This is a genomic window from Glaesserella sp. (genome assembly GCF_041817755.1).
Lineage (GTDB): Bacteria > Pseudomonadota > Gammaproteobacteria > Enterobacterales > Pasteurellaceae > Glaesserella.
The window spans coordinates 18,380-44,718 of the sequence record NZ_JBGYBX010000020.1 but is presented as its reverse complement, the minus strand read 5'-3'; the positions used below and the strand labels follow the sequence as shown (position 1 = coordinate 44,718).

Below are 26,339 nucleotides of genomic sequence, written 5' to 3'. Positions count from 1 at the left end.
AAAGGAGAGTTCCTTTTCTATTTTAATATTTTTGGTTCTTAAGGAGAAATAATATGAAAGTTTTTGGTTATTCTTATACTATACTGACATTAGGATTATTAACGGCTTGTGGCGGAGGTGGCGGTAGCGGTGGAACAACCGCGTCTGCATCGGGAACTCAAGTAACTCCGACAGACAGCAACCCACAACCCTCTATTGTTTATGTTACGGATACATATAAAGATTTTGTAAAGGAAGCTAAAAAAGTCACCATTATTGATAGTAATGATAAAGTGATAAAAGAAATTGTATTGGCCAATCATCCTAAAGGCATTATTCGAGAATCGTTTACAGTTGATAATGTTACAGAGTATTTAAAGGGGATTAATCAAGCTTATTCTGCAACGACGGCGATTTATAATTTAGGTGATTCTGGGGTAGCTAAAACAGCTAATATTATGGGACTGCCTACTTCAAACGAAAATATGCCAAAACAAGGAAAATATACCTATCAGGGACATTCTATTGGGCTGGATAACCAAGGTAAATTAACGTTAGTGGCTGATTTTGATACAAAAAGTGTAAATGGAAAAATTTATGCTCTTAAACAAGATAATGGCGTAGCATTATCCGATATTGTTTTAAGACAAGGAAACTTCTACAGAGGTCAGTTTACAGGAAAAAATCAGACCTTTGATGCAACGATGTTTCGAGGAACAACGAGTAACGCAGGATACTATGTTGGCAGTTTTACAGGACCAAATGCTGAAGAAGTTGTTGGTACATTATTAAAATCATATAACCAAGATCCCTATGCGATTTTTGCGGGTGAAAAGCAATAATTAAAATTGAGTTCATGGTAGGAGGGATAGCATAGGTGTTTTTGCTGGTGCTTGAGCAAGCCCAACGAGAAGCTTGCGGTCGAGCTACATCTGATTTTCTGCTTATCGTCGACCGCTAAAAATGAAACCGCCCTAAGCTGAAAAGTTCGGGGTTTTTCATTGAAAGGCGGTAAATTTTTAGAGAAATCTGACCGCTTGTTACAGTTTCTGCTTTTGAACTTCTCAATAATACGCTACTCTAACAAAAGATTGCTTGTCGATCTGATTATTATATTATTTTCATTATAAGAGGACTTGAATTATGGGTTTATTCGATTTTGCCGCCGATATCGGTAAAAAATTATTTAATAAAGAGGAAGACGCGTCAAAAGCCGTAACCGATCATATTGCGGAAGATAATCCGGGTATTGAAAACTTAAATGTGACGGTTGAAAACGGTACGGCAAAAATTACCGGTGCGGCATCAACGGCCGTTGCGATTGAAAAAGCGATTTTAATGGCGGGTAACGTTGCCGGCATCAATAATGTCAATATCGATGATGTGGTGATCAAAGACGGTCAAATCGCCGGTGACGATGAATTCTACGTGATCCAAAAAGGTGACACGCTTTGGAAAATTGCTGAAAAAGCCTACGGTAACGGCGCAAAATATAAAGCGATCGTGGACGCGAACAAAGAAGTGATCAAACATGAAGATAAAATCTTCCCGGGACAAAAAATTCGTATTCCGAAAAGCTTATAACTATTTGCAAAATAAAGAGGGAATCAGACCGCTTGCAAGCGGTCGGTTCCCTTTCCTTTTTTGCAAAATCCGCATTATTTCTCCTTTTTACATAAAATCTTGCGGAAATAACCATGAATAATTCGCTTAACTCTCGACAGAATCAGTCTAGATCGTTACAATTTCCCTCTATTTTTGTCCGTATTTTATATACCGAATCCCTTTAAATTTTATTGAGGTTTAAGAATGTCATTTTCTATCGAAACAACTCAAGGCTTAGAACGCCGCGCAACTATCACCGTAGCAGCAGATAAAATCGAAGCGGGCTACAAAGAACAATTAAAAGGCTATGCGAAAAACGCACGTGTAGACGGTTTCCGTAAAGGTAAAGTGCCGCATTCAATCATCGAACAACGTTTCGGTTTGGCGGCGCGCCAAGACGTATTATCCGAAGAAATGCAACGCGCTTTCTTTGACGCTGTTATCGCTGAGAAAATTAACTTAGCCGGTCGTCCGACATTCACTCCGAACAACTACCAACCGGGTCAAGATTTTTCTTTCACGGCAACTTTCGAAGTGTTCCCGGAAGTGGAATTAAAAGGCTTGGAAAACATCGAAGTGGAAAAACCGGTGGTTGAGATCACCGAAGCCGATTTAGACAAAATGGTTGATGTGTTACGTAAACAACAAGCAACATTTGCAGAAACAGCTGAAGCTGCAAAAGCAGATGATCGTGTAACTATTGACTTTGTTGGCTCAGTAGATGGCGAAGAGTTTGAAGGCGGTAAAGCCTCCGACTTCGTCTTAGCGATGGGACAAGGCCGTATGATCCCGGGTTTTGAAGAAGGTATCGTCGGTCACAAAGCCGGTGAGCAATTCGACATTGATGTCACCTTCCCGGCGGAATACCACTCGGAAAACTTAAAAGGTAAAGCGGCAAAATTCGCAATTACCTTGAAAAAAGTTGAAAACACCGTACTTCCGGAATTGACGGAAGAGTTCGTGAAGAAATTCGGTTCGGCGAAAACGGTTGAAGAGCTACGCGCCGAAATCAAGAAAAACATGCAACGTGAGCTAAAAAATGCCTTAACGACGCGCGTGAAAAATCAAGTGATCAACGGATTATTAGCGAACAATGACATTGAAGTACCGGCAGCAGCCGTAGCGGAAGAAGTCGACGTATTGCGTCAACAAGCGGTACAGCGTTTCGGCGGTAAACCGGAAATGGCAGCACAATTACCGGCGGAATTATTTGAAGCGGATGCAAAACGTCGCGTTCAAGTCGGTTTGTTATTCTCAAAAGTGATTGCTTCCAACGAATTAAAAGTCGATGAAGAGCGTGTGAAGGAGACGATTGCAGAATTGGCTTCAGCTTACGAACAACCGGCAGAAGTAATCGAATACTATGCAAAAAATCCACGTTTAACCGATAATATTCGTAACGTGGTTTTAGAAGAACAAGCGGTTGAAGCAGTACTTGCGAAAGCGAAAGTCACTGAAAAAACCTCTTCATTTGATGAAGTGATGGCGCAACAACAAGGCTAATTTCTCTAATCGGTATTATTGGGCACGCATTGGCGTGCCTTATATCACACGCCGTTGGCGAAGCATCGCCGTCATCATTCACTAACATGTAGAGAAAAAACCTATGGAACAACTCACTTTTGCACAACAACTTCAACAATTTGTCGCAAACCATACCATTATGGTGGTGGCTTGGGTTGCACTATTGATTGCAGTGGTGATCAACTTATATAAAGGGGTAACGAGCAAATTCAAAATCGTCGATAATGCTCAGGCAACCCAGTTGATCAACAAAGAAGATGCCGTATTAATTGATGTCCGTTCTGATGAAGAGTTCAGACACGGTCACATTATCGACAGTTTGCATTTAATTCCAAGCGACATTAAAACCAACAAAACACAGTCTATTGAAAAATATAAAGATAAGCCGGTGATTGTAGTGGATACCAACGGATTAACTGCACAAGGTTTAGCGAATGCGCTGGTGAAACAAGGCTTTACTAAAGTGTATGCCTTAAAAGAAGGTATTATGGGCTGGCGTGCCGCAAACTTACCTCTCGTTAAAAAACATAAATAATTCAACAAATTAGTAAGGATTTATCATGGCCGAAGAAAATCAAGTGACTGAAACGGAAGCGCAACAACAAACTCCGTTCGAGATGCAGATTCAACGTATTTATATCAAAGACGTTTCGTTCGAAGCGCCGAATCTCCCGCATATTTTTCAACAAGAGTGGAAACCTCAGCTGAGTTTTGAGCTGGATACCGCAACGACGCAAATCAGTGAAGACACTTATGAAGTGGCGTTACACATCAATGTACAAACCACGTTAGAAGATAGTAACGATGTGGCATTTATTTGCGAAGTCAAGCAAGCCGGCGTCTTCACGATAAAAGGTCTGGAAGGTGTTCAATTAGCGCATTGCTTAGCCGCAACCTGCCCGGAAGTTCTTTACCCTTATGCTCGTGAATTAATTGCAAGTTTGGTAAACCGCGGTACCTTCCCGGCATTAAACCTTTCACCGGTCAACTTTAATGCGTTGTTTATGGACTACTTAGAACGCCAACAACAAGCAGAAAACGGTGAAACACCGGCAGTGAACTAATTGTGTTGTTCGACAAACATAGGTATGCTTAAGCATACCTATTTTTTTAACTGAAATTCGATATGGATAAAAACTATACAGCTCCCGTTACTGTATTGGGCGCCGGTTCTTACGGTACCGCCCTTGCTATTGCTCTTTCCCGTAATAGTCATAAGACCTATTTATGGGGACACAATCCTCAGAAAATGGCACAAATGGCAGAACGCCGCATGAACCCGGAATTTCTGCCTGATATTGCTTTCCCCGAGGCTCTAGAGATTGAGAGCGACTTGGCTCAGGCACTCGGTAAAGCAAAAGATATTTTGATTGTCGTGCCAAGCCATGTGTTTCCGGATGTATTAATGCAAATTCAGCCGTTATTGAATGCAGAGCACCGTATCATGTGGGCAACCAAGGGACTCGAGCGGGATACGGGACGATTATTGCAGGATGTCGTTTTGCAAATTTTAGGCCAAAACCACCCGCTTGCAGTACTGTCCGGACCGACGTTTGCAAAAGAGTTGGCTCAAGGATTACCGACGGCGATTTCCCTTGCATCGGATAATCCGACGTTCGCCGATGAAATGCAGCAACGTATTCATTGTTCTAAAGCATTCCGAGTCTATTTAAACAATGACATGATTGGCGTACAGCTTGGCGGCGCCATTAAGAATGTGATTGCAATCGGTGCGGGAATTTCCGACGGCATGGGTTTCGGTGCGAATGCTCGTACGGCATTAATTACCCGAGGTCTGGCTGAGATCAGCCGTTTGGGTGTCGCTTTAGGTGCAAATCCGACAACATTTATGGGCATGGCGGGATTGGGGGATTTGGTGTTGACTTGTACCGACAACCAATCCCGAAACCGTCGGTTTGGTTTAATGCTCGGTCAGGGGCGCAAGGCGGAAGATGCTATGGCGGAAATCGGGCAAGTGGTTGAAGGATTCTACAACACGAAGGAAGCGTACCTTTTAGCTCGGAATCAAGGTGTAGAAATGCCAATTGTCGAACAAATTTATCAAATGTTGTTTTGCGGAAAACACGCCAAAGATGTGGCGATAACCCTACTTGGACGTGAACGTAAGGGAGAATAAGCATGACAGAACAAAAACCGAACCAAATTTGGCAGAACATCAGAGATGAAGCCAAAGAGCTGGCAAACTGCGAACCGATGCTGGCCAGTTTTTTCCATGCTACCATTCTTAAGCATCAAAATTTAGGCGGTGCATTAAGTTATATCTTGGCGAACAAACTTTCCAATCCGATTATGCCGGCTATAGCGCTGAAAGAAATTATTGAAGAGGCTTATCATGCGGATCCGAACATCATTTATAGCGCAGCATGCGATATTGATGCGGTACGGACACGCGATCCGGCGGTTGACAAATGGAGCACATCACTGCTTTATCTTAAAGGCTTTCACGCATTGCAAAGCTATCGGGTGACGCATTATTTATGGAAACAAGGTCGAAAAGCCTTGGCAATTTATCTGCAAAATGAAATTTCCGTTGCGTTTGATGTGGATATTCATCCGGCAGCCCGCGTCGGTTGCGGAATTATGTTGGATCATGCCACGGGGATTGTGGTCGGTGAAACTGCGGTGATTGAAAACGATGTTTCTATCCTGCAAGGCGTGACACTCGGTGGAACCGGTAAAGAACACGGTGATCGTCACCCGAAAATTCGTGAAGGCGTGATGATCGGTGCCGGGGCCAAAATTTTGGGTAATATTGAAATCGGGCGTTATTCCAAAATCGGTGCGAATTCCGTTGTGCTCCAAGCTGTCCCCGAATATGCAACGGCAGCGGGGGTACCGGCTCGAATTATCGGACAATCGCAAGATCAAAAACCGGCCTTTGAGATGAATCAATACTTCGATGATGCCCATGAAGGGCTAAACGGAGATGGGATTTAAAACTGCTTGGAGAAGAGGATAGACATAAAAAAACCGTTCGTTTTTTTCCGGACGGTTTTTTTGTTGGCGTAAACTTCTTATTCTACGGTCACGGATTTTGCCAAGTTTCTTGGTTGGTCAACATCCGTTCCTTTGATTAATGCCACATGGTATGACAACAATTGTAACGGTACGGCATAAAAGATCGGTGCAGTGATATGATCGACTTTAGGGAAGGTAATGATTTTAAATCCTTCTTGTGCGCTAAAGCCGGCTTCGCTATCGGCAAATACGTACATTTGACCGCCGCGGGCACGAACTTCTTCAATATTGGATTTTACTTTTTCCAATAAATCGTTTTCCGGTGCCACAACAATTACCGGCATATCATTATCGATCAGTGCCAACGGACCGTGTTTTAATTCGCCTGCGGCATAAGCCTCTGCGTGAATATATGAAATTTCTTTTAATTTCAACGCAGATTCCATGGCAATCGGGTAGAACTCACCACGACCTAAGAATAAAGTATGGTGTTTTTCCGCAAAGTCTTCAGATAATTTTTCGATATCTTTATCAAACACTAGCGCACTTTCGATTTGCGCCGGTAAACGTTGTAGTGATTTAATGATATCCGCTTCTTGATCTGGCGACAAATTACCTTTTAAGCGGCCCAAAGCGGCAGTCAAAAGCAATAAACACGTTAATTGGGTTGTGAATGCTTTGGTTGAAGCAACACCCACCTCTACGCCTGCACGGGTCATAAAAGCAAAATCCGATTCACGCACCAGTGATGAACTTGCTACGTTACAGATGGTCATTGCCGCCATGAAACCGGATTCTTTGGCTAAACGTAATGCTGCAAGGGTATCGGCAGTTTCACCTGACTGTGAAATAGTTACTAACAAGCTATTCGGACGGGTAACGAATTTACGATAACGGAACTCAGAGGCGATTTCCACATCGCATGCCACGCCTGCAACGGATTCAAACCAGTAACGGGCAACCATACCGGCATTGTATGAAGTACCGCAAGCTACAATCTGAATATGCTCTACATTTTTCAAAACGGCTTCTGCATTGTTGCTGATGGCTTCAATGTTCACTTTACCGTTGGTGATACGACCTTCTAAGGTATTCATAATCGCTACAGGCTGTTCGAAAATTTCTTTTTGCATGTAGTGGCGATATTGACCTTTATCCGCCGCATCGGATTCAAAGTTACCTTCATGGATTTCACGTTTAACCGGGTTGCCGAGTCGATCGAGAATAGTCACTTTACGGCGGGTAATTTCCGCCACATCACCTTCTTCAAGGTAGATAAAACGGCGGGTTACGCTTAAGAGCGCAAGCGGGTCGGATGCTAAGAAGTTTTCGCCGACACCTAAGCCGATAACTAACGGGCTGCCCGAACGTGCAACAACCAAATGTTCCGGTTCTTCTTGGTTCATGACGACAGTACCGTATGCACCGCGTAGCTGAACGACGGTTTTTTGTACCGCTTCAAGTAATGATTTAGATGAACGAAGTTCCCATTCAACTAAATGCGCGATAACTTCCGTGTCGGTTTGAGATTGGAAAACATAGCCACGGGCTTGAAGCTCTTCACGAAGTTCTTCATAGTTTTCGATAATTCCGTTATGGACGACGGCAATTTTACCCGAACGGTGCGGGTGAGCATTGGTTTCGGACGGTTCGCCGTGGGTTGCCCAACGGGTATGCGCAATACCGGTTCCTCCAATGATTGGGTTTTCTTCGATCGCTTCATCCAATGCTTTTACTTTACCGACACGACGAACGATTTGTAATTCGTTGTCTTTGCCTAATACAGCAACACCGGCTGAATCGTAACCACGATATTCCAAACGGTGTAAACCATCAACTAAGATTTCTGCGACATCACGTTGTGCTACTGCACCTACAATTCCACACATAAGTTTGCTTTCCTATTTGTTTAGATTTGAAAAATGATTTGTTCTTTCACCCTACAAGCGGTGAGAACCGATTAATATTTTGCAATAATCACTTCCACTCCCCTCGATTCAATCTGTTTTTGAATTTCCGGAGAAAGTTGATTATCGGTAATCAATTTATCAATTTGTTGCCATTCAAGCTCGATATTCGGCATTTTTCGTCCGATTTTTTGTGATTCGATCAACACAATCACTTCGCGGGCTACCTCTGCCATGACCCGACTTAAGCCGATAAGTTCATTAAATGTGGTTGTACCTTGCGCTAAATCAATGCCGTCAGCGCCAATGAACAGTTGATCAAAATCGTAAGAACGCAAGACCTGTTCGGCAACTTTCCCTTGAAATGATTCGGAACGGGCATCCCAAGTTCCGCCGGTCATCAATACCGTCGGTTCGCATTCCAAGGTGATTAATTCATTTGCCAAGCTAAGCGAATTAGTCATGACGACTAAACCGGGCTGGTGTAAGGTTTTCACCAAGGCTTTTGTCGTACTGCCGCTATCAATAATGATGCGGTTGTGATCACGAATTCGATTCGCGGCTTCGTTTGCAATGGCAATCTTTTGTTTCGAAAGTTGTTCGGAAGATTCTTCAATAATGTCGGAAGGCAATTTGATCGCACCGCCGTAACGACGCAATAAAAAACCGCTTTCTTCTAAAGCGGTGAGATCTTTGCGAATAGTGACTTCGGATGTGTCGAATAAATTGGCTAAATCTTCTACGCTAACTTCGCCTTGTTCCATCACCATATTGGTAATGATTTGACGGCGTTGTTGTGTGTTTCGTTTTGACATTATTTATCTTTTTAAAGTTTCGATTCGAAATTAAGCAAATTATATAGAGAAAGAAAAAGAAAGGGAAGTAAAGGAAAGTAAAAATTTTAGGTAAGAAAAAGGCGACTCTAAAGTCGCCTCTTACAAAATAAATCTTATTGATTGTTTTGAACGTAATCAATCGCAGATTGAACAGTCGTGATTTTTTCTGCTTCTTCATCCGGAATTTCGATATCGAATTCTTCTTCCAAAGCCATCACTAACTCAACGGTATCAAGAGAGTCCGCACCTAAATCTTCGATGAAAGAAGCTTCAGGTTTCACGTCTTCCGCTTTAGCGCCAAGTTGATCAACGATGATTTTTTTTACGCGTTCTTCAATGCTCATTTTTTGTTTCCTATTGTGAATTCGCCTAAATGCGAGAGTTAATAGTGTAAAGAAAAATAGGCTAAATTCAACCTTTATCACAGAAGGTCAAACCAGCACAGCTTTTCCACACACCTGAACTGAATAGTTTCGCTCAGCAAGCGAAAAAGCGGAATAATTCTAACATTATGAATACGGTTTATCCATAGCGGATTTTTGATTGAATCGGAATTTCTTTGCAACAAGCGGTCAGATCCGATAAAAATTTTGCAAATTCGCAAATAGTTTGCGGATTTTCAATGGTTTTGTTTTAGAATACCGCCCATTTCGTTTTATAGAATTGATACAAATAGGATAAATAAATGCGTACAAGTCAATATCTCTTTTCAACCTTGAAAGAAACCCCGAACGACGCTCAAGTCGTCAGCCATCAGCTAATGTTGCGTGCAGGTATGATCCGACCGCTTGCTTCCGGTATGTACAACTGGTTGCCGACCGGGTTGCGTGTGTTGAAAAAAGTGGAAAATATTATTCGTGAAGAGATGAATAAAAGCGGTGCTTTAGAAGTAGAAATGCCTGTGGTGCAACCGGCGGATTTATGGGTTGAATCTGAGCGTTGGGAAGATTACGGCCCTGAGTTACTGCGTTTTAAAGATCGTGGCGACCGCCCGTTCGTATTAGGTCCGACCCACGAAGAGGTGATTACGGATTTAGTGCGTCGTGAAGTGAGTTCATATAAACAACTTCCGTTAAACCTATACCAAATTCAAACCAAATTCCGTGACGAAGTGCGTCCTCGTTTTGGGGTAATGCGTGGGCGTGAATTTTTGATGAAAGACGCTTACTCGTTCCATACCAGCAAAGAGTCGCTTCAAGAAACCTATGATGTGATGCACCAAACCTATAGCAATATTTTCACTCGTTTAGGCTTGGATTTCCGTCCGGTTGCGGCGGACACGGGGTCTATCGGCGGTTCTGCATCACACGAATTTCAGGTGTTAGCTCAAAGCGGTGAAGATGATGTGGTGTTCTCAACCGAGTCAGATTATGCGGCAAATATCGAGCTTGCAGAAGCGATTGCGGTCGGCGAGCGTCAAGCCCCAACGGCAGAGATGACCCTTGTTGATACGCCAAATGCAAAAACCATTGCAGAATTGGTAGAGCAGTTCAATCTACCGATTGAAAAAACGGTAAAAACCTTAATTGTTAAAGGTGCAAGTGAAGAACAGCCGTTAGTGGCATTAGTGATCCGTGGCGATCACGAACTCAATGAAATCAAAGCAGTGAAATGCGAAGAAGTGGCGGAGCCGTTTGAATTTGCCGATGAAGCGGAAATTAAAGCGAAAATCGGTGCGGGCGTTGGTTCGTTAGGGCCTGTGAATATGGCGATTCCTGTGATTATTGATAGAAGCGTGGCGCTAATGAGCGACTTCGGTGCAGGAGCGAATATTGACGGTAAACACTATTTCAACATCAACTGGGAACGTGATGTGGCTTTACCGAAAATCGCTGATTTGCGTAATGTGGTGGAAGGCGATCCAAGCCCGGACGGTAAAGGCACCTTGTTAATTAAGCGTGGTATCGAAGTGGGTCATATTTTTCAATTAGGCACAAAATACTCTGAAGCGATGAAAGCCACAGTGCAGGGGGAAGATGGTCGTCCGCAAACAATGATTATGGGTTGCTATGGTATCGGAGTCACTCGTGTTGTTGCCGCAGCCATTGAACAGCACCACGATGAACGCGGAATTATTTGGCCGACCGATGCGATTGCACCGTTCACTGTTGCGGTGGTACCGATGAATATGCACAAGTCTGAAAGCGTCCAAGCCTTTGCTGAAGATCTGTATAAAACCTTACGCTCACAAGGCGTTGATGTGATTTTTGACGACCGTAAAGAACGCCCGGGCGTAATGTTTGCCGATATGGAATTAATCGGTGTACCGCATATGGTGGTAATCGGTGAGAAAAACCTTGAAAACGGCGAAATTGAGTATAAAAACCGCCGTACCGGTGAGAAGCAGATGATTGCTAAAGCGCAGTTGTTGGATTTCTTGAAAGGGCAAATCAACGCATAATCTGCAAAATTTTAGCTAAAAAAGACCGCTTGTAAGTGATTACAAGCGGTCTTTTTTTGTGAAATTTTACAAATTTGATGTTATTTCGCCAATAAATCTTCTTTTTCGCCATAAACCGGCACTAAGGTTTTTTGATAAGCCGCTTTTAATTTGCCGTTGGCTTTTAATGCCGCAATTTCGTTGTTTACAAAATCCAATAAGGCTTTATTGCCTTTTTGTACCGCCGGTGCGATAAATTCTTGAGGACCGACATTTCCGATAGCCACATCGAAGCTCGGATTTTCTTTCGCCCATGCCCACAGTAGCGCGTTATCGTGTGCCAATGCCACACCGCGACCGTCTTTTAGCGCATCAAAGGTTTCGGTATTTTGATCGAATTTAAGCAAGGTGATTTCCGGATGATTTTTTGTGAAATAGGCATCCGCCGTGGTCCCTTTATTGACTAACAAGGTTTTACCTTTTAATTGGGCAATATCGGTAATCGGTGCGTCTTTCGGTGAAACGACACCTAAGGCAACATTCATATACGGGCTGGCAAAGTCAACCACTTCCGCTCGAGCGGGCGTTTGAGTAAAGTTGGCTAAAATCAAATCGACTTTGTTGGATTTTAAATATTCCACACGGTTTGCCGCTTCGGTTAATACGAACTCGACTTTATCGGGGCTACCGAGTAAGTCATTGGCGATGTCTTTGGCAATTTCGACATCAAAACCTTGATTTTTGCCGTCGGCATCGACGTAGCCGAACGGCGGTTTATCACCGAATACGCCGATACGAATCACGCCTTTTTCTTTAATTTGCGCAATGCTGTCTTTGGCTGTCGTTTCGTTATTCGTTGAGCTCGTCCCCGCATTATCGCAGGCGGTTAATCCAAAGGCGGCAATTGCCGTGGTGAGTAGCGTTTTAAAGAGGATGTTGAGTTTCATCGGGTTCTCCTGTCAGCATAGATTTGTAAAAAAAGAGACGAAACGGACCGCTTGTTAATAATCCATCCCGTGTAAAAATTGTTTCGCCCGCTCTGTTTTCGGGTGATGGAAGAATTGATGCGGTTCGCTTTGTTCAATAATTTCGCCTTTATCCATAAAAATGATCCGATCGGCAACTTTTTCGGCAAAGCCCATTTCGTGAGTGACGATCAGCATCGACATGCCATCCTCGGCAAGTTCAAGCACGACATCCAAGACTTCTCGCACCATTTCCGGATCCAAGGCGGCGGTAATTTCATCCAATAAAATTACTTCAGGATTCATACAAAGTGTTCGAACTATAGCGATTCGCTGTTTTTGTCCGCCTGAAAGTTCGCGGGGGAACGCCGTTTTACGATCTAATAAACCGACACGTTCAAGCAGTTTATCCGCTTGTGCTTCCGCTTCCGCGCGGTTGCGTTTTTGTACCTTGAGCGGTCCGAGCAGGATGTTGTCGATCACATTCAAATGGGCAAATAATTCATAGCTCTGAAACACCATTCCGACCTTTTGGCGTGCTGTTTCCCAGTCGATTGTTTTACCGAATTCACCAATGCCGTCCATGGAAACGGAACCGCCTTGATGTTCTTCTAATCCGTTGACACAGCGAAGTAGCGTGCTTTTTCCGCAGCCGGAAGGTCCGAGAATAACCACGACTTCGCCTTTATGCAGATCTAAATTCAGATTGGAAATTGCCACCGTATCGCCGTAGCGTTTATGTAAGTTTCGGATAGTCAGTAATGCCATAGAACGTTAAGCCAGAGAGTGTAATGACAAAATTCTGCGGGATTTATGGCAGAAAAGAAAAGGATAAGAAGCTATTTTTTATTTCGATTGGTTATATACAAGCGGTCTGATGTTGTCACTTTTTTGCAAAAAAACGGCTGAAACAGACCGCTTGTCAATCAGGGTTTTTCGTTCAGTTTCACGCCGAAATGGTTGGCGATTTTACGTTCACTACTTTGTAATAGCGGAAGAGCGGAAAGGCGGTGATTGCCGACGACCATGGTCGAACTGCCGCCGCCGTCCAGGTTGATCGCTTTGGTTAAATCGAGTTGCACGGCTAAGGCGGCCAATTCGTCTAATGTCATACCGCGAAAACCGAGCTGGCGGCCTTCAACGACGACGAGATAGAGTGCGTTTCGTTTTTCATCCAGACCGAGCATGGTTCTCGGATGCTTACCGCTGAAAATATCTTGGCTGCAACCGATTTTATCGTTGGCGGCACATTCAAACTTAGCGGATTTTTGCTCAAAATAGTGCCAGCCGGAGACGGCCACTTGCCATTTCGGATCGGTTTTGCTGAGGCGGTTTTTTCCTTCGATGAGACATTTGTTGTCGGTAGTACAGGCAAAAAAGACGCGCGAACGGGTATCGCGCGATTTATGCCATGTTTTTCCGTTGCTGATCACCAAACCGATGGGTGAAAGATCTTTACGGTAAAAATTGGCGTTGACGGCGATATCCGTTTGGTTTTTTTGTGCGAAATCCGAGACGCTGATGCCTTTATCGGTCGGTGATGTGCCGATTAATTCGACGGTCGGGCAGTTGAGATCAATGCGCGCAATGTGGATATAACTCTCTTGCGTTGTCGTTTGGATACATGCCGATTTTGCTTCGCCGTGAGGAAGGAAACCGGTAAAAAGCCCTAGTCCGAGCAGAAATCGGGTGTATTTTGCTGTCATTTTATGGGTGATATGGAGAAATCAGAAGTCGATATATTATCAGAACGGCAAGTTTCGGCTAGTCAGAGATGATTTCGGTGCGAGTTTTCTTATGGGAGGTATGACCTGTGAGTAGCAGGTCATATTTTTGATGTGAATCAAATAATGATTGATCTTAGGCTATAGAATGAATCTTCCGTTTACGGAAAGCAATCTGTGTTTTACTTAATTACTTAAATCAGAAGGGAATCAGTATGAATGTAAAATTGCTCAGCATATTGGCTGCAACGACCTTATTCACGGCATGTTCGTCATTGTCCGATACGGTATCGACAGAACAATGTAAAGCCGTTTCCGAACAGGAGATTATGCAACTGTTCGATCGTTGGAATGCTTCACTGAAAAGTGGTGATGTGAAGCAAGTCGTGGCGAATTATGCGGCAGACTCCGTTTTACTACCGACGGTATCGAATAAAGTGCGGTTAACCGCGGAGGAAAAAGAAGATTATTTCCATCATTTCTTAGCAAATGCACCGGCCGGAACGATTGATCAGCGTCATATCCAAATCGGTTGTAATACGGCGTCCGATGTCGGCTTATACACCTTTACTTACGGTAAGACCGGGAAAAAACATAGCGGACGTTACAGCTTCAATTATCGCTGGGACGGTAAAGCGTGGTTAATTACGCATCACCATTCTTCGTTGATGCCGGAGAAAAAATAAGCGGGTGCCAAAATGGCGAATGCCGTACTTGAGTACGGCATTTTCGTTTATGGCATTAGAGTAACAAGGCGGCTCCCCACTTAATGATATCAAAGAAGAATTTGTTATCGTTCGTGGCAACATTATCTTTATTTTGAGCGGTGCCATCGCTACTTTTGTTCTCCTCAATCATTCCGTTCTTGTATTGCCCTTTTACCACGGCAAGGTCGTCCTTAGCGTTCGTTCGGAGCGTCGCACAGACCTCATCATCCAGCGGTTTCACTTTGGTATCTTTAAACTTCTTAAACTGCATTTGAGCATAATTCATCGACTTTTCATCTTCTTGGATGATTTTTACATACTCTTCGCCAATAATTTTCTCCAACGGATAAAAGAGAACGTATTGCGCGTGAATGTAAGCGTCTTCTTTCGGAAAATGTTGTTGTTGAATGCGGGTCAGATTCGGGTAAATGCATTCTTCCGCCTGCTTACTGGCAATGCGCCAACGTAGTGCGTCGCTGTCGGAAAGAATATAATCGGCGCCGATAAATTCACCGGGGAACGGTTGTTCCGCTTTGTCGGACGTACAACCAAGTAATAATAAGGTTATAAAAGAAAAGAGAACTTTGTGGCGCATAATCAAAGTAAAACGAAGAAAAATATGATGCGATTTTAACAATAAGCGCACTTTTGATAAAGTGCTCCCTACAATGAAAAATATTTTTCTCTAATTTTTGTTGCAATTTAACAGGGGGATATCGATAACCTGTTTTGGTAAAATTTGTATCGGAACAGACCGCTTGTCATGATGCAACGAAGGGCGGTTTTTAATCATTTTTTCCTTCAAAATCACTAACTTAATAAGAGCGATTCTCAATTCATTCAAGCGTGTAAAAACTTTTTTGAGGTAGATCACAAAATAGATTTATTTATGTTAATAACTTGTAAAAAGTGATTATAAAGTGCCTCAAATAATGGCAGAATAAGTTAACCTTAAGTTGATAAATTTTTACTTTCCGAGGAGGAAATTGTGCAAACTGTCAATGTAGATGTTGCAATTGTGGGCGCCGGCGGTGGCGGTTTACGTGCTGCGATCGCAGCGGCGGAAGCGAATCCTAACTTAAAAATTGCGTTGATTTCAAAGGTCTATCCGATGCGTAGTCATACGGTAGCGGCGGAAGGCGGTGCGGCAGCCGTGGCAAAAGAAGAAGACTCGTACGATAAACACTTCCACGACACTGTAGGCGGTGGCGACTGGTTGTGTGAGCAAGATGTTGTGGAATACTTTGTAGAACATTCTCCCGTTGAGATGACGCAATTGGAGCGTTGGGGATGTCCTTGGAGCCGTAAAGCGGACGGCGATGTCAACGTGCGTCGTTTCGGCGGAATGAAAATCGAGCGGACTTGGTTTGCCGCCGATAAAACCGGCTTCCATTTATTACATACTCTTTTCCAAACGTCTATCAAATACCCGCAAATTATCCGTTTTGACGAGCACTTTGTGGTAGATATTTTAGTCGACGACGGTCAAGCCCGCGGTTGTGTGGCAATGAATATGATGGAAGGGACTTTCGTGCAAATCAATGCCAATGCGGTTGTTATCGCAACCGGCGGTGGTTGCCGTGCTTATCGTTTCAATACCAACGGCGGTATCGTAACGGGTGACGGTTTATCTATGGCGTATCGTCATGGCGTACCGCTCCGTGATATGGAGTTCGTACAATATCACCCGACGGGCTTACCGAATACCGGTATTTTAATGACCGAAGGTTGTCGAGGAGAAGGCGGTATCTTGGTCAATAAAGACGGTTACCGTTACTTACAAGACTATGGTTTGGGACCGGAAACCCCGGTCGGCAAACCGGAAAACAAATATATGGAACTTGGTCCGCGTGATAAAGTTTCTCAAGCGTTCTGGCAAGAATGGCGTAAAGGTAATACGTTAAAAACGGCGAAAGGTGTCGATGTTGTTCATCTTGACCTTCGTCATTTAGGGGAAAAATACCTGTTGGAACGTTTGCCGTTTATCTGTGAATTAGCCAAAGCGTATGAAGGCGTTGATCCGGCAAAAGCTCCGATTCCTGTTCGCCCGGTTGTTCACTATACCATGGGCGGTATTGAAGTTGACCAAAAAGCGGAAACTTGCATTAAAGGCTTGTTTGCCGTAGGTGAGTGTGCATCGTCCGGTTTACACGGCGCAAACCGTTTAGGTTCTAACTCATTGGCGGAATTGGTTGTTTTCGGTAAGGTGGCCGGTGAAATGGCGGCGCAACGTGCCGTTGAAGCGACGACACGTAATCAAGCGGTCATTGATGCACAAGCGCAGGACGTGCTGGAGCGTGTTTATGCACTAGCCCGTCAGGAAGGTGAAGAATCTTGGTCACAAATCCGTAACGAAATGGGTGATTCCATGGAAGAAGGCTGTGGTATTTACCGTACACAAGACAGTATGGAAAAAACCGTAGCGAAAATTGCGGAGTTAAAAGAACGTTATAAACGTATCAAAGTGAAAGATAGCTCAAGTGTCTTTAACACCGATTTACTCTACAAAATCGAGTTGGGTTATATCTTGGATGTGGCGCAATCTATCTCCTCTTCAGCGGTAGAACGTAAAGAATCACGCGGTGCGCACCAACGTTTGGATTATGAAGAGCGTGATGATGTAAACTACTTGAAACATACTCTCGCGTTCTACAACGCCGACGGTGCACCAACGATTAAATACAGCGACGTGAAGATCACCAAATCACAACCTGCTAAACGCGTATACGGTGCAGAAGCCGAAGCGCAAGAAAAAGCTGCAGCCGCAAAAAAGGAGTAACAGAAGATGACTAACCCAAATAAAATGACGGTAGAAGTACTTCGTTATAACCCTGAACAAGATAACGAACCGTACTTATCAAAATATGAAGTACCTTATGATAGCCAAACTTCGTTACTCGATGCGCTTGGTTATATCAAGGATGAATTGGAACCGGAACTTTCATACCGCTGGTCTTGCCGTATGGCAATTTGTGGATCTTGCGGGATGATGGTTAACGGTAAGCCGAAATTAGCCTGTAAAACGTTCTTACGCGATTACAGCGGTCATATGCGAATCGAACCGCTGGCAAACTTCCCGATTGAACGTGATTTGGTAGTCGATTTAAGCCACTTTATCGAAAGTTTAGAGAGCATTAAACCGTACATTATCGGTAATAAAGCACCGGAGTTGGACGGTAAACCGCATCCTTCGGCGGAATTGGCGAAAAGCCGTACCAAACAAACGCCGGCACAACTTGAGAAATACCGTACCTTCTCAATGTGCATTAACTGCGGTTTATGCTATGCGGCTTGCCCGCAATTCGGTCTGAATCCGGAATTTGTCGGCCCGGCGGCATTGACTCTCGCACACCGTTATAACCTGGATAACCGTGACAACGGTAAAGCCGAGCGGATGAAGATCATCAACGGTAAGAACGGGGTATGGAGTTGTACATTTGTCGGCTATTGCTCGGAAGTGTGTCCGAAACATGTGGACCCGGCTTCGGCAGTCAACCAAGGCAAAGTGGAAAGCTCAAAAGATTATGTTTTTGCAATGCTAAAACCGCAAAAGTAAGGAGAGTAGAATGACAACAACAGCAAGCAAACGCAAAAAATATGTGCGTGAAATGAAACCGACTTGGTGGAAAAAGTTAGATTTTTACAAACTCTACATTGCGCGTGAAGCGACTTCAATTCCAACACTTTGGTTCTGTTTAGTATTACTTTATGGTGTAATCAGTCTCGGAAACGGGCATATGGGTTTTGCACACTTTATCGACTTTTTACAAAACCCGATTGTGGTGATTTTAAATATCATCGCACTGGGAGCGGCGGTGTTGCATACGGTCACTTATTATCGCATGACACCGAAAGTATTAAATATTGTCGTAAAAAACGAACGTATTAATCCAAATATCATTACATTAGGGTTATGGGTGGTAACTGTCGTTGTCAGCCTTATAATCTTAATTTTAATGTACGTGTAACGGAGGGAAGAAAATGAAAGAAGCACCAAAACGTTCAAATGAGCCGGTCGTATGGTTACTGTTCGGTTCAGGCGCAACCGTCAGCGCAATTTTCTACCCTGTGTTAATTTTAATCATTGGTTTTTTACTGCCGTTCGGTTTAATAGATAAATTTAACATGACCGAATTAGTGTATTTTTTACACAGCTGGATTGGGAAATTAGCAATTTTAGTTTTACTGATTTTCCCAATGTGGTGTGCGATGCACCGTATTCACCACGGATTACACGACTTTAAAATTCATTTACCGGCAAGCGGTGTGATTTTCTACGGATTATCAAGCCTTTACAGTGTATTGGTCTTTTTTGCCGTGATTAATCTATAATTGCTTAAATACTAAAGGCTGTTTCCGTTCGGAGACAGCCTTTTCGTTTTTATGAACTTCTCTTATTATTTTCAGTCTTATAGCGCACGGGTTGTCATGTTTGGCATGACAATGTGCATTCATTTTATTTATGAGGATTTTCGATGAAATCATTAAAATCATTATTGGCATTGGGTATTGCGATGGCTGTTTCATCAGCCACTTTTGCGGAAACGACGACACCGTTAACAACGGTGAAGGAAGGTGCAACGCAAGCGGTCACTTCCGCAAAAAATTCTGCAAAATCAACCGTGACTGACGCCGCTTCTTCTGCAAAAAATAGCGTAAGTGAAAAAGCGACGAAGTCAGTAAGCAGTGCGAAAGAACAGGCTATGACAAAAGCAACTTCCGCAAAAACATCAACAAGCAATGCGGTAACTTCTGCTAAAGAAACGGTATCAACCAAAGCAGCATCGGCTAAAACCTCCGGTGAAAATAAAGTTACGGCAGCAAAAGATACGGCAAGCAATAAGGCGGCTTCTGTAAAAAACGATGTTAAATCTGCGAAATCAAATGTTGCCGGAAAAGGAAAGGTCAATATCAATACGGCGGATGCCAGCACCTTACAATCCTTGTCCGGTATCGGTGAAGCCAAAGCAAAAGCCATTATCGATTACCGTAACAAAAACGGTAAGATTAAAAATATCGAAGAGCTTTCAAAAGTCTCAGGTGTTGGTGAAGCAACATTAGAGAAAATCAAATCTTCAATCAGCTTCTAATTGATCAAACGGCTACAAGTATTTGTAGCCGTTTTGCTTTTAGGATTGCCACCAGCCGGCAATGCCGATCACGATGATAAACACGACCAGCCAAATGAGATGCAGTTTGGCACTTTTTCGGTTGATTTCCTGATTATGTAAGCGGCGTTGTTCCAATTTTTGTTTATACCTTTCTAAATCCGCCTCGTTAAACGAAAATCCGCAATGCGGACACGTTATCGCACTGTCGCTGATTTTTTTACGACATTCCGGGCAACGGTGTAAAGCCATGAGTATTCCTTGTTGATGATGTTGAGAAGTTGTTTGACAAACTGTGCCGGGTTTTCAAAATGGGCGTTGTGCCCGGCATGACAAATCAGTTGATAAGGCAAACGGTATGTTTCCGCCATGTGACGAAATTTTCGATCATGTTCACCGATCAAAAAAGTACATTGCGATAAATTATGCTTGCCGTAAAAAGGTTGGTTTGCCAAGCCGGTCGCCTCTAACATTTGCGCAATCCGTTTTCCGTTGTTTTTTTGCTTTTTTTCGATTAAAACGGACCGCTTGTGATCGTCCAACGCAGCAAAAACCGGTTGCTGATACCATGCGGTTAAAACGTCTTTCATCGGTTCGTGGCGAAAGCGGCTTGCCCAAGCCGCATCATGAATACGACGGTTTTCCCGTTCATTCTCATCATTCAAGCCGACATGGGCGCCTTCCAAAACCGTATGGCACAAATAGCGGTTTGGCATATTCAAGGTATAATCCAACGCGATTCTTCCGCCCAACGAATAACCGACAAGTAAGAACGGCTGAGGCGGTAGCAATGCCGTGAGTGTGGAATGCAGCAGGTTGCGCATTTCATGAAAATCACGGCAGGCAATGTGTCCGCTCTTGCCGTGAAAAGGCAGGTCGATCACAAGCGATCGGATTTGCGGAGAATTTTGCAAAAGAGCAATGATGTCCGCCCAATCTTCTTGCGAACCGAGCAGCCCGTGCAGAAAAACAACGGGCATACCGGAAGAACCGTACCATTGATGTGCCAACATTAGTCGATCGAGGCGCGTGAGATTTGTTCGATGAGCGTCTTATACAGTGCGCTGCCTTCTTGATCGTTGACTTTAATTTCGACAATCGTGACCCCTTTGCGGACATAAGCTTGTTTTAATTTCGTACTGAGATCCGCCCAAGTATAAGGTCGCAAATACTCTAAGCCGAACATCGTGGCAATTTGTGAAAACTCCAAATTATGCGACAAACGATAGAATTTCTCTTTTGCTTGCGCGTCGATCGGTAACATATCAAAAATAGCGCCGCCGTTATTATTAATGATAAATAAAATGGTCGGTTGAGTAATTTGACGTAGCAGCGAAATCGAATTGAGATCGTGCAAGCTGGAGATATCTCCGATCACCCCGACAGTCGGTAAGCCGTTACCTTTGGCGATACCGGCAATCGTGGCGATTAAGCCGTCAATACCGCTCGCTCCGCGATTGGTATAAACCGGATAGCCTTCCGGCAATTTGCAAAGCGCATCGACTAAACGCACAAATAAGCTGTTACCTAAGAAGAGGTTGCCGTTTGCCGGCAGTACGCGCTCAATATGATGTGCCAATGACGCTTCATTGAGATTTCCGCCCACCTGTTGTTCAATGAAGGTCGCACAGAATTGGGACAGTGCCAGCGGTTCAAGCAACCAAGGTTTTTGACGTAACGGCGGGTGAACACGGGTAAAATGGTGTGCTTTCGCCACGAAACGGGTTTGTTGGTGAGCATATTGATTCAAATAATCTTGCGAGTCGTCCACCAACCAAAATTCACCCTTGAATGCGGCTAAAAATTGATTAACCCGTTTACTGACCAACTGTGAGCCGAATTGAATGACGATATCCGCTTGCAATAAGCGTTGTTCGACGGTTTTATTCGACAACCATACATCGGCGTAAGGCAAACTTGCCTCGATACCGGACTGTACGTCATTGATTAAACACCAGCCCAAGGTATCCGCCCATAATTTCAGCCCCATACCTTGTTCAAGCGGCAATTTACCGACAATCACCACACCGCGTTTGGTACGCCAATAATCCCAATTTTCATGCATCAATACATCTTGCTGGGTGGCTTGTTGATCGATCCATTTTGTTTTTGATTGATTCAGCCAGCGTTGAATCGGTGTCAGCCACGGATCCGCTGCAATCGCCTGCTCATCAGCCTCGTACAGCGGTTCGGCAAACGGCGCATTAATATGCACCACGCCGCCTTGTTGCTGCTGTTTGGTACAGGCTTGTTCAATCGTTGCGACCAACCAATTTGCACTGAAATCCACAGTCGGTTTCGGCAGGTTGATCGCGGCAATCGGATAATCGCCGAAAATATGCGGCTGTTGAATGGCTTGGTTTGCTCCGCAACCGATTAACTCCGGCGGACGATCGGCGGAAAGGACGATCAATTTATGATGCGTCAAACTTGCTTCAATCACTGCGGGATATAAATTGGCGACGGCAGTACCGGAGGTGACGATAATCGCAACGGGATCGTTGGTCGCTTTAGCCAGCCCCAATGCGAAAAAGCCCAAACCGCGTTCATCGAAATGACTGTGACATTCAACGTGGTTTTGATTTTGAAGAAATAAAGCTTCAAGTGTCAGCGGGGTCGAACGTGAACCCGGTGCAATACAAATGTGTTTAACGCCATAACGCAATAATGCATGTAAAACAACACGTGACCAACAACGGTTAAAAGTACTTGTGTTCATTATTCGGTCTCTTAATGTTATATAAACTGTAAATGGAAGGATTGTATCAAAATTTTGTAAAAAATTGAGGGAATTTAACCGCTTGTTCGGTATTATTTACACGAATCTTCATTATCTCAACAAGGAGTCACTATGATCGTTACCAGTTCAGCCATCAAAAACGGTGCATTTGAAGACAAATACGGTAAACGGGGCGCACAATTCAGTCCGAACGGCATGCCGACGTATTCTATCCCGTTTGACATTCAAAATGCGCCGGCAGGCACGAAATCATTTGCCGTGGTATTGGAAGATAAGGACGCCATTACCGCAAGCGGATTTGTATGGATTCACTGGCTGATTGCCGATTTAGAGCGAACGCACATTGCGGAAAACGAGAGTTTGCAGGCAACTGACTATGTTCAAGGTGCAAACAGTTGGGCAAGCGTGTTGGGAAAATTCGATATCACAGAGGCTTCTTCTTATGGCGGCATGGCACCGCCAAATTGTTTACACCGTTACGAGTTAATCGTGTATGCACTGGATACCAAATTGAATTTAGCGCCGGGTTTTCGGTTTAATGAATTACATTTCGCCATGCAAGGACACGTTTTGGCACAAGCTTCCGTGATGGGAACGTACGATGTATAGCCATTCGTACGGCAGTGAATAAATAAAAAAACCGACCTACAAGCGGTCGGTTTTTAACAGAAATTTGCAAATTTCTAAACAAAGGCATTACGCTAATTTTTTGATTTGCGCGCTTAATTTAGATTTGTGGTTAGCTGCTTTATTCGCATGGATAAGGCCTTTAGATGCCATACGATCTACAACTTTTTGCATTTCAACGAAAGCGGCTTCCGAAGCGGCTTTATCGCCGGTTGCTACGGCTGCGTATACTTTTTTGATGAAGGTACGCATCATTGAGCGTTGGCTTGCGTTGTGTTGGCGACGTTTTTCAGATTGAATCGCGCGTTTTTGTGCTGACTTGATATTAGCCAAGGTCAAACTCCTAAAGAAATCTGTGTAAAAATAAAAAAAACATAAAACAACGTTTTATGTGCTATCGATAGTTTAAAAGATTCATTTTCAACGAGACACGGGCTTGAAAATAACATCGTTTCACACAAGAAGTGTTCTTGAGTAAAAGATAGGGGCGGATTTTAACAGTTTTTTTCTGATTTTCCTATAACAAACTGCTAAAATCCCGATCAATTTTTTAAGAAGACAAAGAGAGCAGATTGTGAGCAAGAAATTATTAAAATCCGGCATGATTGTCAGTGGTATGACATTGATTTCTCGCATACTCGGTTTAATTCGAGATGTCGTTGTCGCGAACTTACTCGGTGCGGGCGTTGCCGCCGATGTATTTTTATTCGCCAACCGTATTCCTAATTTTCTTCGCCGCTTATTTGCCGAAGGCGCATTTTCCAAAGCCTTTGTTCCGGTATTAGCGGAATATAACGCCGATAACGATCCCGACAAAACCCGCGAATTTATCGCCAAAGTTTCCGGAACGCTCGGTGGCTTAGTGACGATCGTAACGCTAGTGGCAATGTTAGCGTCACCGGTGATTGCCGCATTATTCGGAACGGGTTGGTTTTTAGATTGGCTGAATGACGGTCCGAATGCGGAAAAATTCACACAAGCCTCGTTGTTGCTCAGAATTACCTTTCCTTATTTATGGTTTATCACGTTTGTTGCGTTATCCGGGGCAATTTTAAATTCCATCGGCAAATTCGGCGTGATGGCGTTTTCTCCGGTGTTGCTGAATGTGGCGATTATTGCGGTGGCGATTTTCGCCTCGCCGTATTTTGATTCGCCCGATACGGCGCTTGCGTGGGGCGTTTTTTTAGGCGGATTGTTGCAGTTCTTATTTCAAATCCCGTTTATGAAAAAAGAAGGCATGTTGGTGAAACCCAAATGGGCGTGGCACGATGAAGGCGTGAAGAAGGTGCGTAACCTGATGATTCCCGCCTTGTTCGGGGTGTCGGTCACCCAACTGAATTTGTTGCTAAACCAAGTGATTGCCAGCTTTCTGATTACCGGGTCGATCAGCTGGCTCTATTATGCCGACCGTTTAATTGAGTTTCCGCTAGGACTGTTCGGTATTGCGATTTCGACGGTGATTTTGCCGAGTTTGTCCCGTATTGCGAAACAAAAAGATCTTGAACACGATCAGCGTAAAGTCCGTTTTGAGCAGACAATGGATTGGGGCGTGAGAATGGTGTTGTTGCTCGGTGTACCCGCTATGATAGGCATGATGGTGTTGGCTCAGCCGATGATGATAACCATGTTTATGCACGGCAAATTCCAACTGACGGATGTGATCGCCTCTTCTCAAGCGTTATTTGTCATGTGCTTTGGTTTGATTAGCTATATGTTGATCAACATTCTCGCCAATGGTTTTTACGCTCACCAAAATACCAAAACGCCGGTCAAGATTGGGATGATTGCGGCAGTCAGTAATATCTGTTTCGGCGTGTTGGCGATTCCGTTCGGCTTTTTAGGTTTGGCGATGGCTTCGGCGCTATCCGCCGCCGTCAATGCCGGTTTGCTTTATCGCGGTTTGGCGCAAAAAGGGATTTATCATGTGACGCTGAAAACGGCGATATTTACCCTGAAACTGCTGATTTCCGCTTGTATTATGGGAGCGCTAGTCTCTTATTTTTCACCGGATTTGAACGGTTGGGCAAGCCTACACTTTTGGGCGAAAGTGCATTGGTTGGCATGGTTGATTATATTGGCGGCGATCAGTTATTTTGCCTCATTGATTGCCCTCGGCATCCGCCCGAAAGATTTGCGCTCGGCGTAAAACGATAAAATACAAGCGGTGACTTTTTCACGGAATTTTGCAAAATTCGGCGGAAAAGTCACCGCTTGTTTATTGGGGTTAGAGGGTCACAGAGACGTTTTCTTTCACTCGGCAACTACACGCCAGCACGTAACCTTGTGCGATCTCGTCTTCGGTTAAATCGCCGGTATTCACCACGTCATATTTCCCGCCCGTCACTTTGGTTTTGCATAAACCGCATAAACCGGTGCGACAGCCTGAAACCACAGGTTGCTCTTGCGCTTCTAGCGCAGCTAATAATGTCATGCCGACCGGCACTTCTGCTTTGATTTGTGACACGCCGTTGATCGTGAGCGTGGTTTTCTTGTCGCTACTGATTTCGCCGGCTAATGCCGTGTTGAAGAAGGCTTCAGTAAAGAAACGCTCTTCCAAGCCGCCGAGTGACAGAACGATCTCTTTCAGCGCATTCATATAGGCTTCAGGGCCGCAAGTCATTACGGTGTAATCGGCGATATTCGGTACGGCATTTTTGACAATTTCTGTGGAAATTCGACCGCTTGCAAAGCCTTCGGTGGCATCAACGGATGCGTTGATCACGAGATTCAGTTTCGGGTATTTCGCTTTTAATGCTGCCCACTCTTGTTTGAAAATGACGTCTTCAGGCGAGTGTACCGAGTGAATGACCGTTACATTGACTTCAGGACGGTTGGCGAGCAACCAACGTGCCATTGACATAATTGGAGTTACGCCGCTACCTGCGCCGACCAATAAGTAGTTATCAGCCCAAATTTGTTGGCATGAAAACTCGCCCATTGGGTTAGAAAACCAGACTTGATCACCAACTTTAACGTTGTGGTTTAACCAGGTTGAACCGACACCCCCCTCAATTTCACGCACGGTAATGGATACGAAGCGGCTTTCGCCCGGGGTGGATGACAGCGAATAGGCACGGGTAATGTGCGGGGTGTTTTTAATGCTGACTAACGCATATTGCCCTGCTTCGTATGGATAGAAGTCCTGTGCGATAAAGTTCAATGTGGTGACGTGAGGCGCTTCTTTAACGATAGAATGCACTTGTAGTTCATTGATACATAACGGATTTTTATTGGTATTTGCCATTTTTTATTCCTCTG

At 44.1% G+C, this 26,339-nt stretch carries 28 protein-coding genes; 16 read left to right on the top strand and 12 right to left on the bottom strand.

The window, feature by feature from the left end:
- Positions 1–53 precede the first annotated feature (53 nt).
- The 7 genes from ACEYKX_RS02035 to cysE all read left to right on the top strand — a co-directional run bounded on the left by ACEYKX_RS02035 (position 54) and on the right by cysE (position 6,066).
- Positions 54–821 carry a factor H binding protein domain-containing protein gene (locus tag ACEYKX_RS02035; RefSeq protein WP_373767098.1) on the top strand — a complete coding sequence of 256 codons (768 nt, stop codon included), beginning with the start codon at positions 54–56 and terminating at the stop codon, positions 819–821.
- Positions 822–1,122: 301 nt separating this feature from the next.
- Entirely contained in the window at positions 1,123–1,563 is a 441-nt protein-coding gene (gene lysM / locus ACEYKX_RS02030; RefSeq protein ID WP_373767099.1) for a peptidoglycan-binding protein LysM, read from the top strand.
- Positions 1,564–1,788: 225 nt separating this feature from the next.
- Positions 1,789–3,087 (top strand): trigger factor, encoded by a 1,299-nt coding sequence (tig, locus tag ACEYKX_RS02025; protein ID WP_373767100.1) that lies wholly within the window; start codon positions 1,789–1,791, stop codon positions 3,085–3,087.
- Between the two features lie 103 nt (positions 3,088–3,190).
- Positions 3,191–3,643 carry a rhodanese-like domain-containing protein gene (locus ACEYKX_RS02020; protein WP_373767101.1) on the top strand — a complete coding sequence of 151 codons (453 nt, stop codon included), beginning with the start codon at positions 3,191–3,193 and terminating at the stop codon, positions 3,641–3,643.
- 25 nt (positions 3,644–3,668) lie between these two features.
- On the top strand, positions 3,669–4,172 hold the full coding sequence (gene secB, locus ACEYKX_RS02015) for a protein-export chaperone SecB (protein ID WP_373767102.1): 504 nt from the start codon (positions 3,669–3,671) through the stop codon (positions 4,170–4,172).
- A gap of 62 nt (positions 4,173–4,234) precedes the next feature.
- Entirely contained in the window at positions 4,235–5,245 is a 1,011-nt protein-coding gene (gpsA, locus tag ACEYKX_RS02010) for an NAD(P)H-dependent glycerol-3-phosphate dehydrogenase (RefSeq protein ID WP_373767103.1), read from the top strand.
- Between the two features lie 2 nt (positions 5,246–5,247).
- On the top strand, positions 5,248–6,066 hold the full coding sequence (gene cysE / locus ACEYKX_RS02005; protein ID WP_373767104.1) for a serine O-acetyltransferase: 819 nt from the start codon (positions 5,248–5,250) through the stop codon (positions 6,064–6,066).
- A 77-nt stretch (positions 6,067–6,143) separates the two neighbouring features.
- Here the strand turns inward: cysE and glmS are convergent, their stop codons facing one another.
- The 3 genes from glmS to acpP form a co-directional block, all read right to left on the bottom strand.
- A complete protein-coding gene (glmS, locus tag ACEYKX_RS02000) occupies positions 6,144–7,976 on the bottom strand; it encodes a glutamine--fructose-6-phosphate transaminase (isomerizing) (RefSeq protein WP_373767105.1) in 1,833 nt (610 codons plus the stop codon).
- 71 nt (positions 7,977–8,047) lie between these two features.
- Positions 8,048–8,809 (bottom strand): DeoR/GlpR family DNA-binding transcription regulator, encoded by a 762-nt coding sequence (locus tag ACEYKX_RS01995; protein WP_373767106.1) that lies wholly within the window; start codon positions 8,807–8,809, stop codon positions 8,048–8,050.
- Between the two features lie 134 nt (positions 8,810–8,943).
- The gene (gene acpP / locus ACEYKX_RS01990) at positions 8,944–9,174 is read right to left on the bottom strand and encodes an acyl carrier protein (protein WP_006249478.1); all 231 of its coding nucleotides are present in this window, start codon (positions 9,172–9,174) and stop codon (positions 8,944–8,946) included.
- Between the two features lie 341 nt (positions 9,175–9,515).
- On the opposite strand from acpP, the gene proS reads away from it, so the two are divergent.
- Positions 9,516–11,231 carry a proline--tRNA ligase gene (proS, locus tag ACEYKX_RS01985; protein WP_373767107.1) on the top strand — a complete coding sequence of 572 codons (1,716 nt, stop codon included), beginning with the start codon at positions 9,516–9,518 and terminating at the stop codon, positions 11,229–11,231.
- A gap of 80 nt (positions 11,232–11,311) precedes the next feature.
- On the opposite strand, the gene ACEYKX_RS01980 is transcribed toward proS, so the two are convergent.
- From ACEYKX_RS01980 to ACEYKX_RS01970, 3 genes are all read right to left on the bottom strand, one after another.
- The gene (locus tag ACEYKX_RS01980; protein ID WP_373767108.1) at positions 11,312–12,157 is read right to left on the bottom strand and encodes a cysteine ABC transporter substrate-binding protein; all 846 of its coding nucleotides are present in this window, start codon (positions 12,155–12,157) and stop codon (positions 11,312–11,314) included.
- Between the two features lie 54 nt (positions 12,158–12,211).
- Positions 12,212–12,943 (bottom strand): amino acid ABC transporter ATP-binding protein, encoded by a 732-nt coding sequence (locus ACEYKX_RS01975; protein ID WP_373767109.1) that lies wholly within the window; start codon positions 12,941–12,943, stop codon positions 12,212–12,214.
- A gap of 158 nt (positions 12,944–13,101) precedes the next feature.
- On the bottom strand, positions 13,102–13,881 hold the full coding sequence (locus ACEYKX_RS01970; RefSeq protein WP_373767110.1) for a phosphodiester glycosidase family protein: 780 nt from the start codon (positions 13,879–13,881) through the stop codon (positions 13,102–13,104).
- 233 nt (positions 13,882–14,114) lie between these two features.
- Between ACEYKX_RS01970 and ACEYKX_RS01965 the strand changes: the two genes are divergently transcribed.
- Positions 14,115–14,585 (top strand): SgcJ/EcaC family oxidoreductase, encoded by a 471-nt coding sequence (locus ACEYKX_RS01965; protein ID WP_373767111.1) that lies wholly within the window; start codon positions 14,115–14,117, stop codon positions 14,583–14,585.
- Positions 14,586–14,640: 55 nt separating this feature from the next.
- Here the strand turns inward: ACEYKX_RS01965 and ACEYKX_RS01960 are convergent, their stop codons facing one another.
- A complete protein-coding gene (locus ACEYKX_RS01960) occupies positions 14,641–15,201 on the bottom strand; it encodes a DUF5358 domain-containing protein (protein WP_373767112.1) in 561 nt (186 codons plus the stop codon).
- A 393-nt stretch (positions 15,202–15,594) separates the two neighbouring features.
- Between ACEYKX_RS01960 and frdA the strand changes: the two genes are divergently transcribed.
- The 5 genes from frdA (at position 15,595) to ACEYKX_RS01935 (ending at position 19,696) form a co-directional block, all read left to right on the top strand.
- On the top strand, positions 15,595–17,385 hold the full coding sequence (frdA, locus tag ACEYKX_RS01955) for a fumarate reductase (quinol) flavoprotein subunit (protein ID WP_373767113.1): 1,791 nt from the start codon (positions 15,595–15,597) through the stop codon (positions 17,383–17,385).
- A gap of 6 nt (positions 17,386–17,391) precedes the next feature.
- Positions 17,392–18,162 (top strand): succinate dehydrogenase/fumarate reductase iron-sulfur subunit, encoded by a 771-nt coding sequence (locus ACEYKX_RS01950; protein WP_373767114.1) that lies wholly within the window; start codon positions 17,392–17,394, stop codon positions 18,160–18,162.
- Between the two features lie 10 nt (positions 18,163–18,172).
- Positions 18,173–18,574 (top strand): fumarate reductase subunit FrdC, encoded by a 402-nt coding sequence (frdC, locus tag ACEYKX_RS01945; RefSeq protein WP_373767115.1) that lies wholly within the window; start codon positions 18,173–18,175, stop codon positions 18,572–18,574.
- A 13-nt stretch (positions 18,575–18,587) separates the two neighbouring features.
- Positions 18,588–18,938 carry a fumarate reductase subunit FrdD gene (frdD, locus tag ACEYKX_RS01940; RefSeq protein WP_373767116.1) on the top strand — a complete coding sequence of 117 codons (351 nt, stop codon included), beginning with the start codon at positions 18,588–18,590 and terminating at the stop codon, positions 18,936–18,938.
- A 143-nt stretch (positions 18,939–19,081) separates the two neighbouring features.
- Positions 19,082–19,696: a helix-hairpin-helix domain-containing protein gene (locus ACEYKX_RS01935; protein WP_373767117.1), complete on the top strand. Its 615-nt coding sequence runs from the start codon at positions 19,082–19,084 to the stop codon at positions 19,694–19,696.
- Between the two features lie 39 nt (positions 19,697–19,735).
- Here ACEYKX_RS01935 and ACEYKX_RS01930 read toward each other — a convergent pair whose 3' ends face one another.
- The 3 genes from ACEYKX_RS01930 to menD are packed head-to-tail and all read right to left on the bottom strand — an operon-like array spanning position 19,736 to position 22,433.
- On the bottom strand, positions 19,736–19,966 hold the full coding sequence (locus ACEYKX_RS01930) for a zinc ribbon domain-containing protein (protein ID WP_373767118.1): 231 nt from the start codon (positions 19,964–19,966) through the stop codon (positions 19,736–19,738).
- Positions 19,912–20,727: a 2-succinyl-6-hydroxy-2,4-cyclohexadiene-1-carboxylate synthase gene (gene menH, locus ACEYKX_RS01925; RefSeq protein ID WP_373767119.1), complete on the bottom strand. Its 816-nt coding sequence runs from the start codon at positions 20,725–20,727 to the stop codon at positions 19,912–19,914. Before menH ends, ACEYKX_RS01930 begins: the two co-directional genes overlap by 55 nt.
- On the bottom strand, positions 20,727–22,433 hold the full coding sequence (menD, locus tag ACEYKX_RS01920; protein ID WP_373767120.1) for a 2-succinyl-5-enolpyruvyl-6-hydroxy-3-cyclohexene-1-carboxylic-acid synthase: 1,707 nt from the start codon (positions 22,431–22,433) through the stop codon (positions 20,727–20,729). Before menD ends, menH begins: the two co-directional genes overlap by 1 nt.
- A 132-nt stretch (positions 22,434–22,565) precedes the next feature.
- Between menD and ACEYKX_RS01915 the strand changes: the two genes are divergently transcribed.
- Entirely contained in the window at positions 22,566–23,063 is a 498-nt protein-coding gene (locus ACEYKX_RS01915; RefSeq protein WP_373767121.1) for a YbhB/YbcL family Raf kinase inhibitor-like protein, read from the top strand.
- Between the two features lie 87 nt (positions 23,064–23,150).
- Here ACEYKX_RS01915 and rpsT read toward each other — a convergent pair whose 3' ends face one another.
- Entirely contained in the window at positions 23,151–23,414 is a 264-nt protein-coding gene (rpsT, locus tag ACEYKX_RS01910) for a 30S ribosomal protein S20 (protein WP_373767122.1), read from the bottom strand.
- 241 nt (positions 23,415–23,655) lie between these two features.
- Between rpsT and murJ the strand changes: the two genes are divergently transcribed.
- Positions 23,656–25,227: a murein biosynthesis integral membrane protein MurJ gene (murJ, locus tag ACEYKX_RS01905; protein ID WP_373767123.1), complete on the top strand. Its 1,572-nt coding sequence runs from the start codon at positions 23,656–23,658 to the stop codon at positions 25,225–25,227.
- A 78-nt stretch (positions 25,228–25,305) separates the two neighbouring features.
- Here the strand turns inward: murJ and hcr are convergent, their stop codons facing one another.
- On the bottom strand, positions 25,306–26,325 hold the full coding sequence (hcr, locus tag ACEYKX_RS01900; protein ID WP_373767124.1) for an NADH oxidoreductase: 1,020 nt from the start codon (positions 26,323–26,325) through the stop codon (positions 25,306–25,308).
- Positions 26,326–26,339 lie beyond the last annotated feature (14 nt).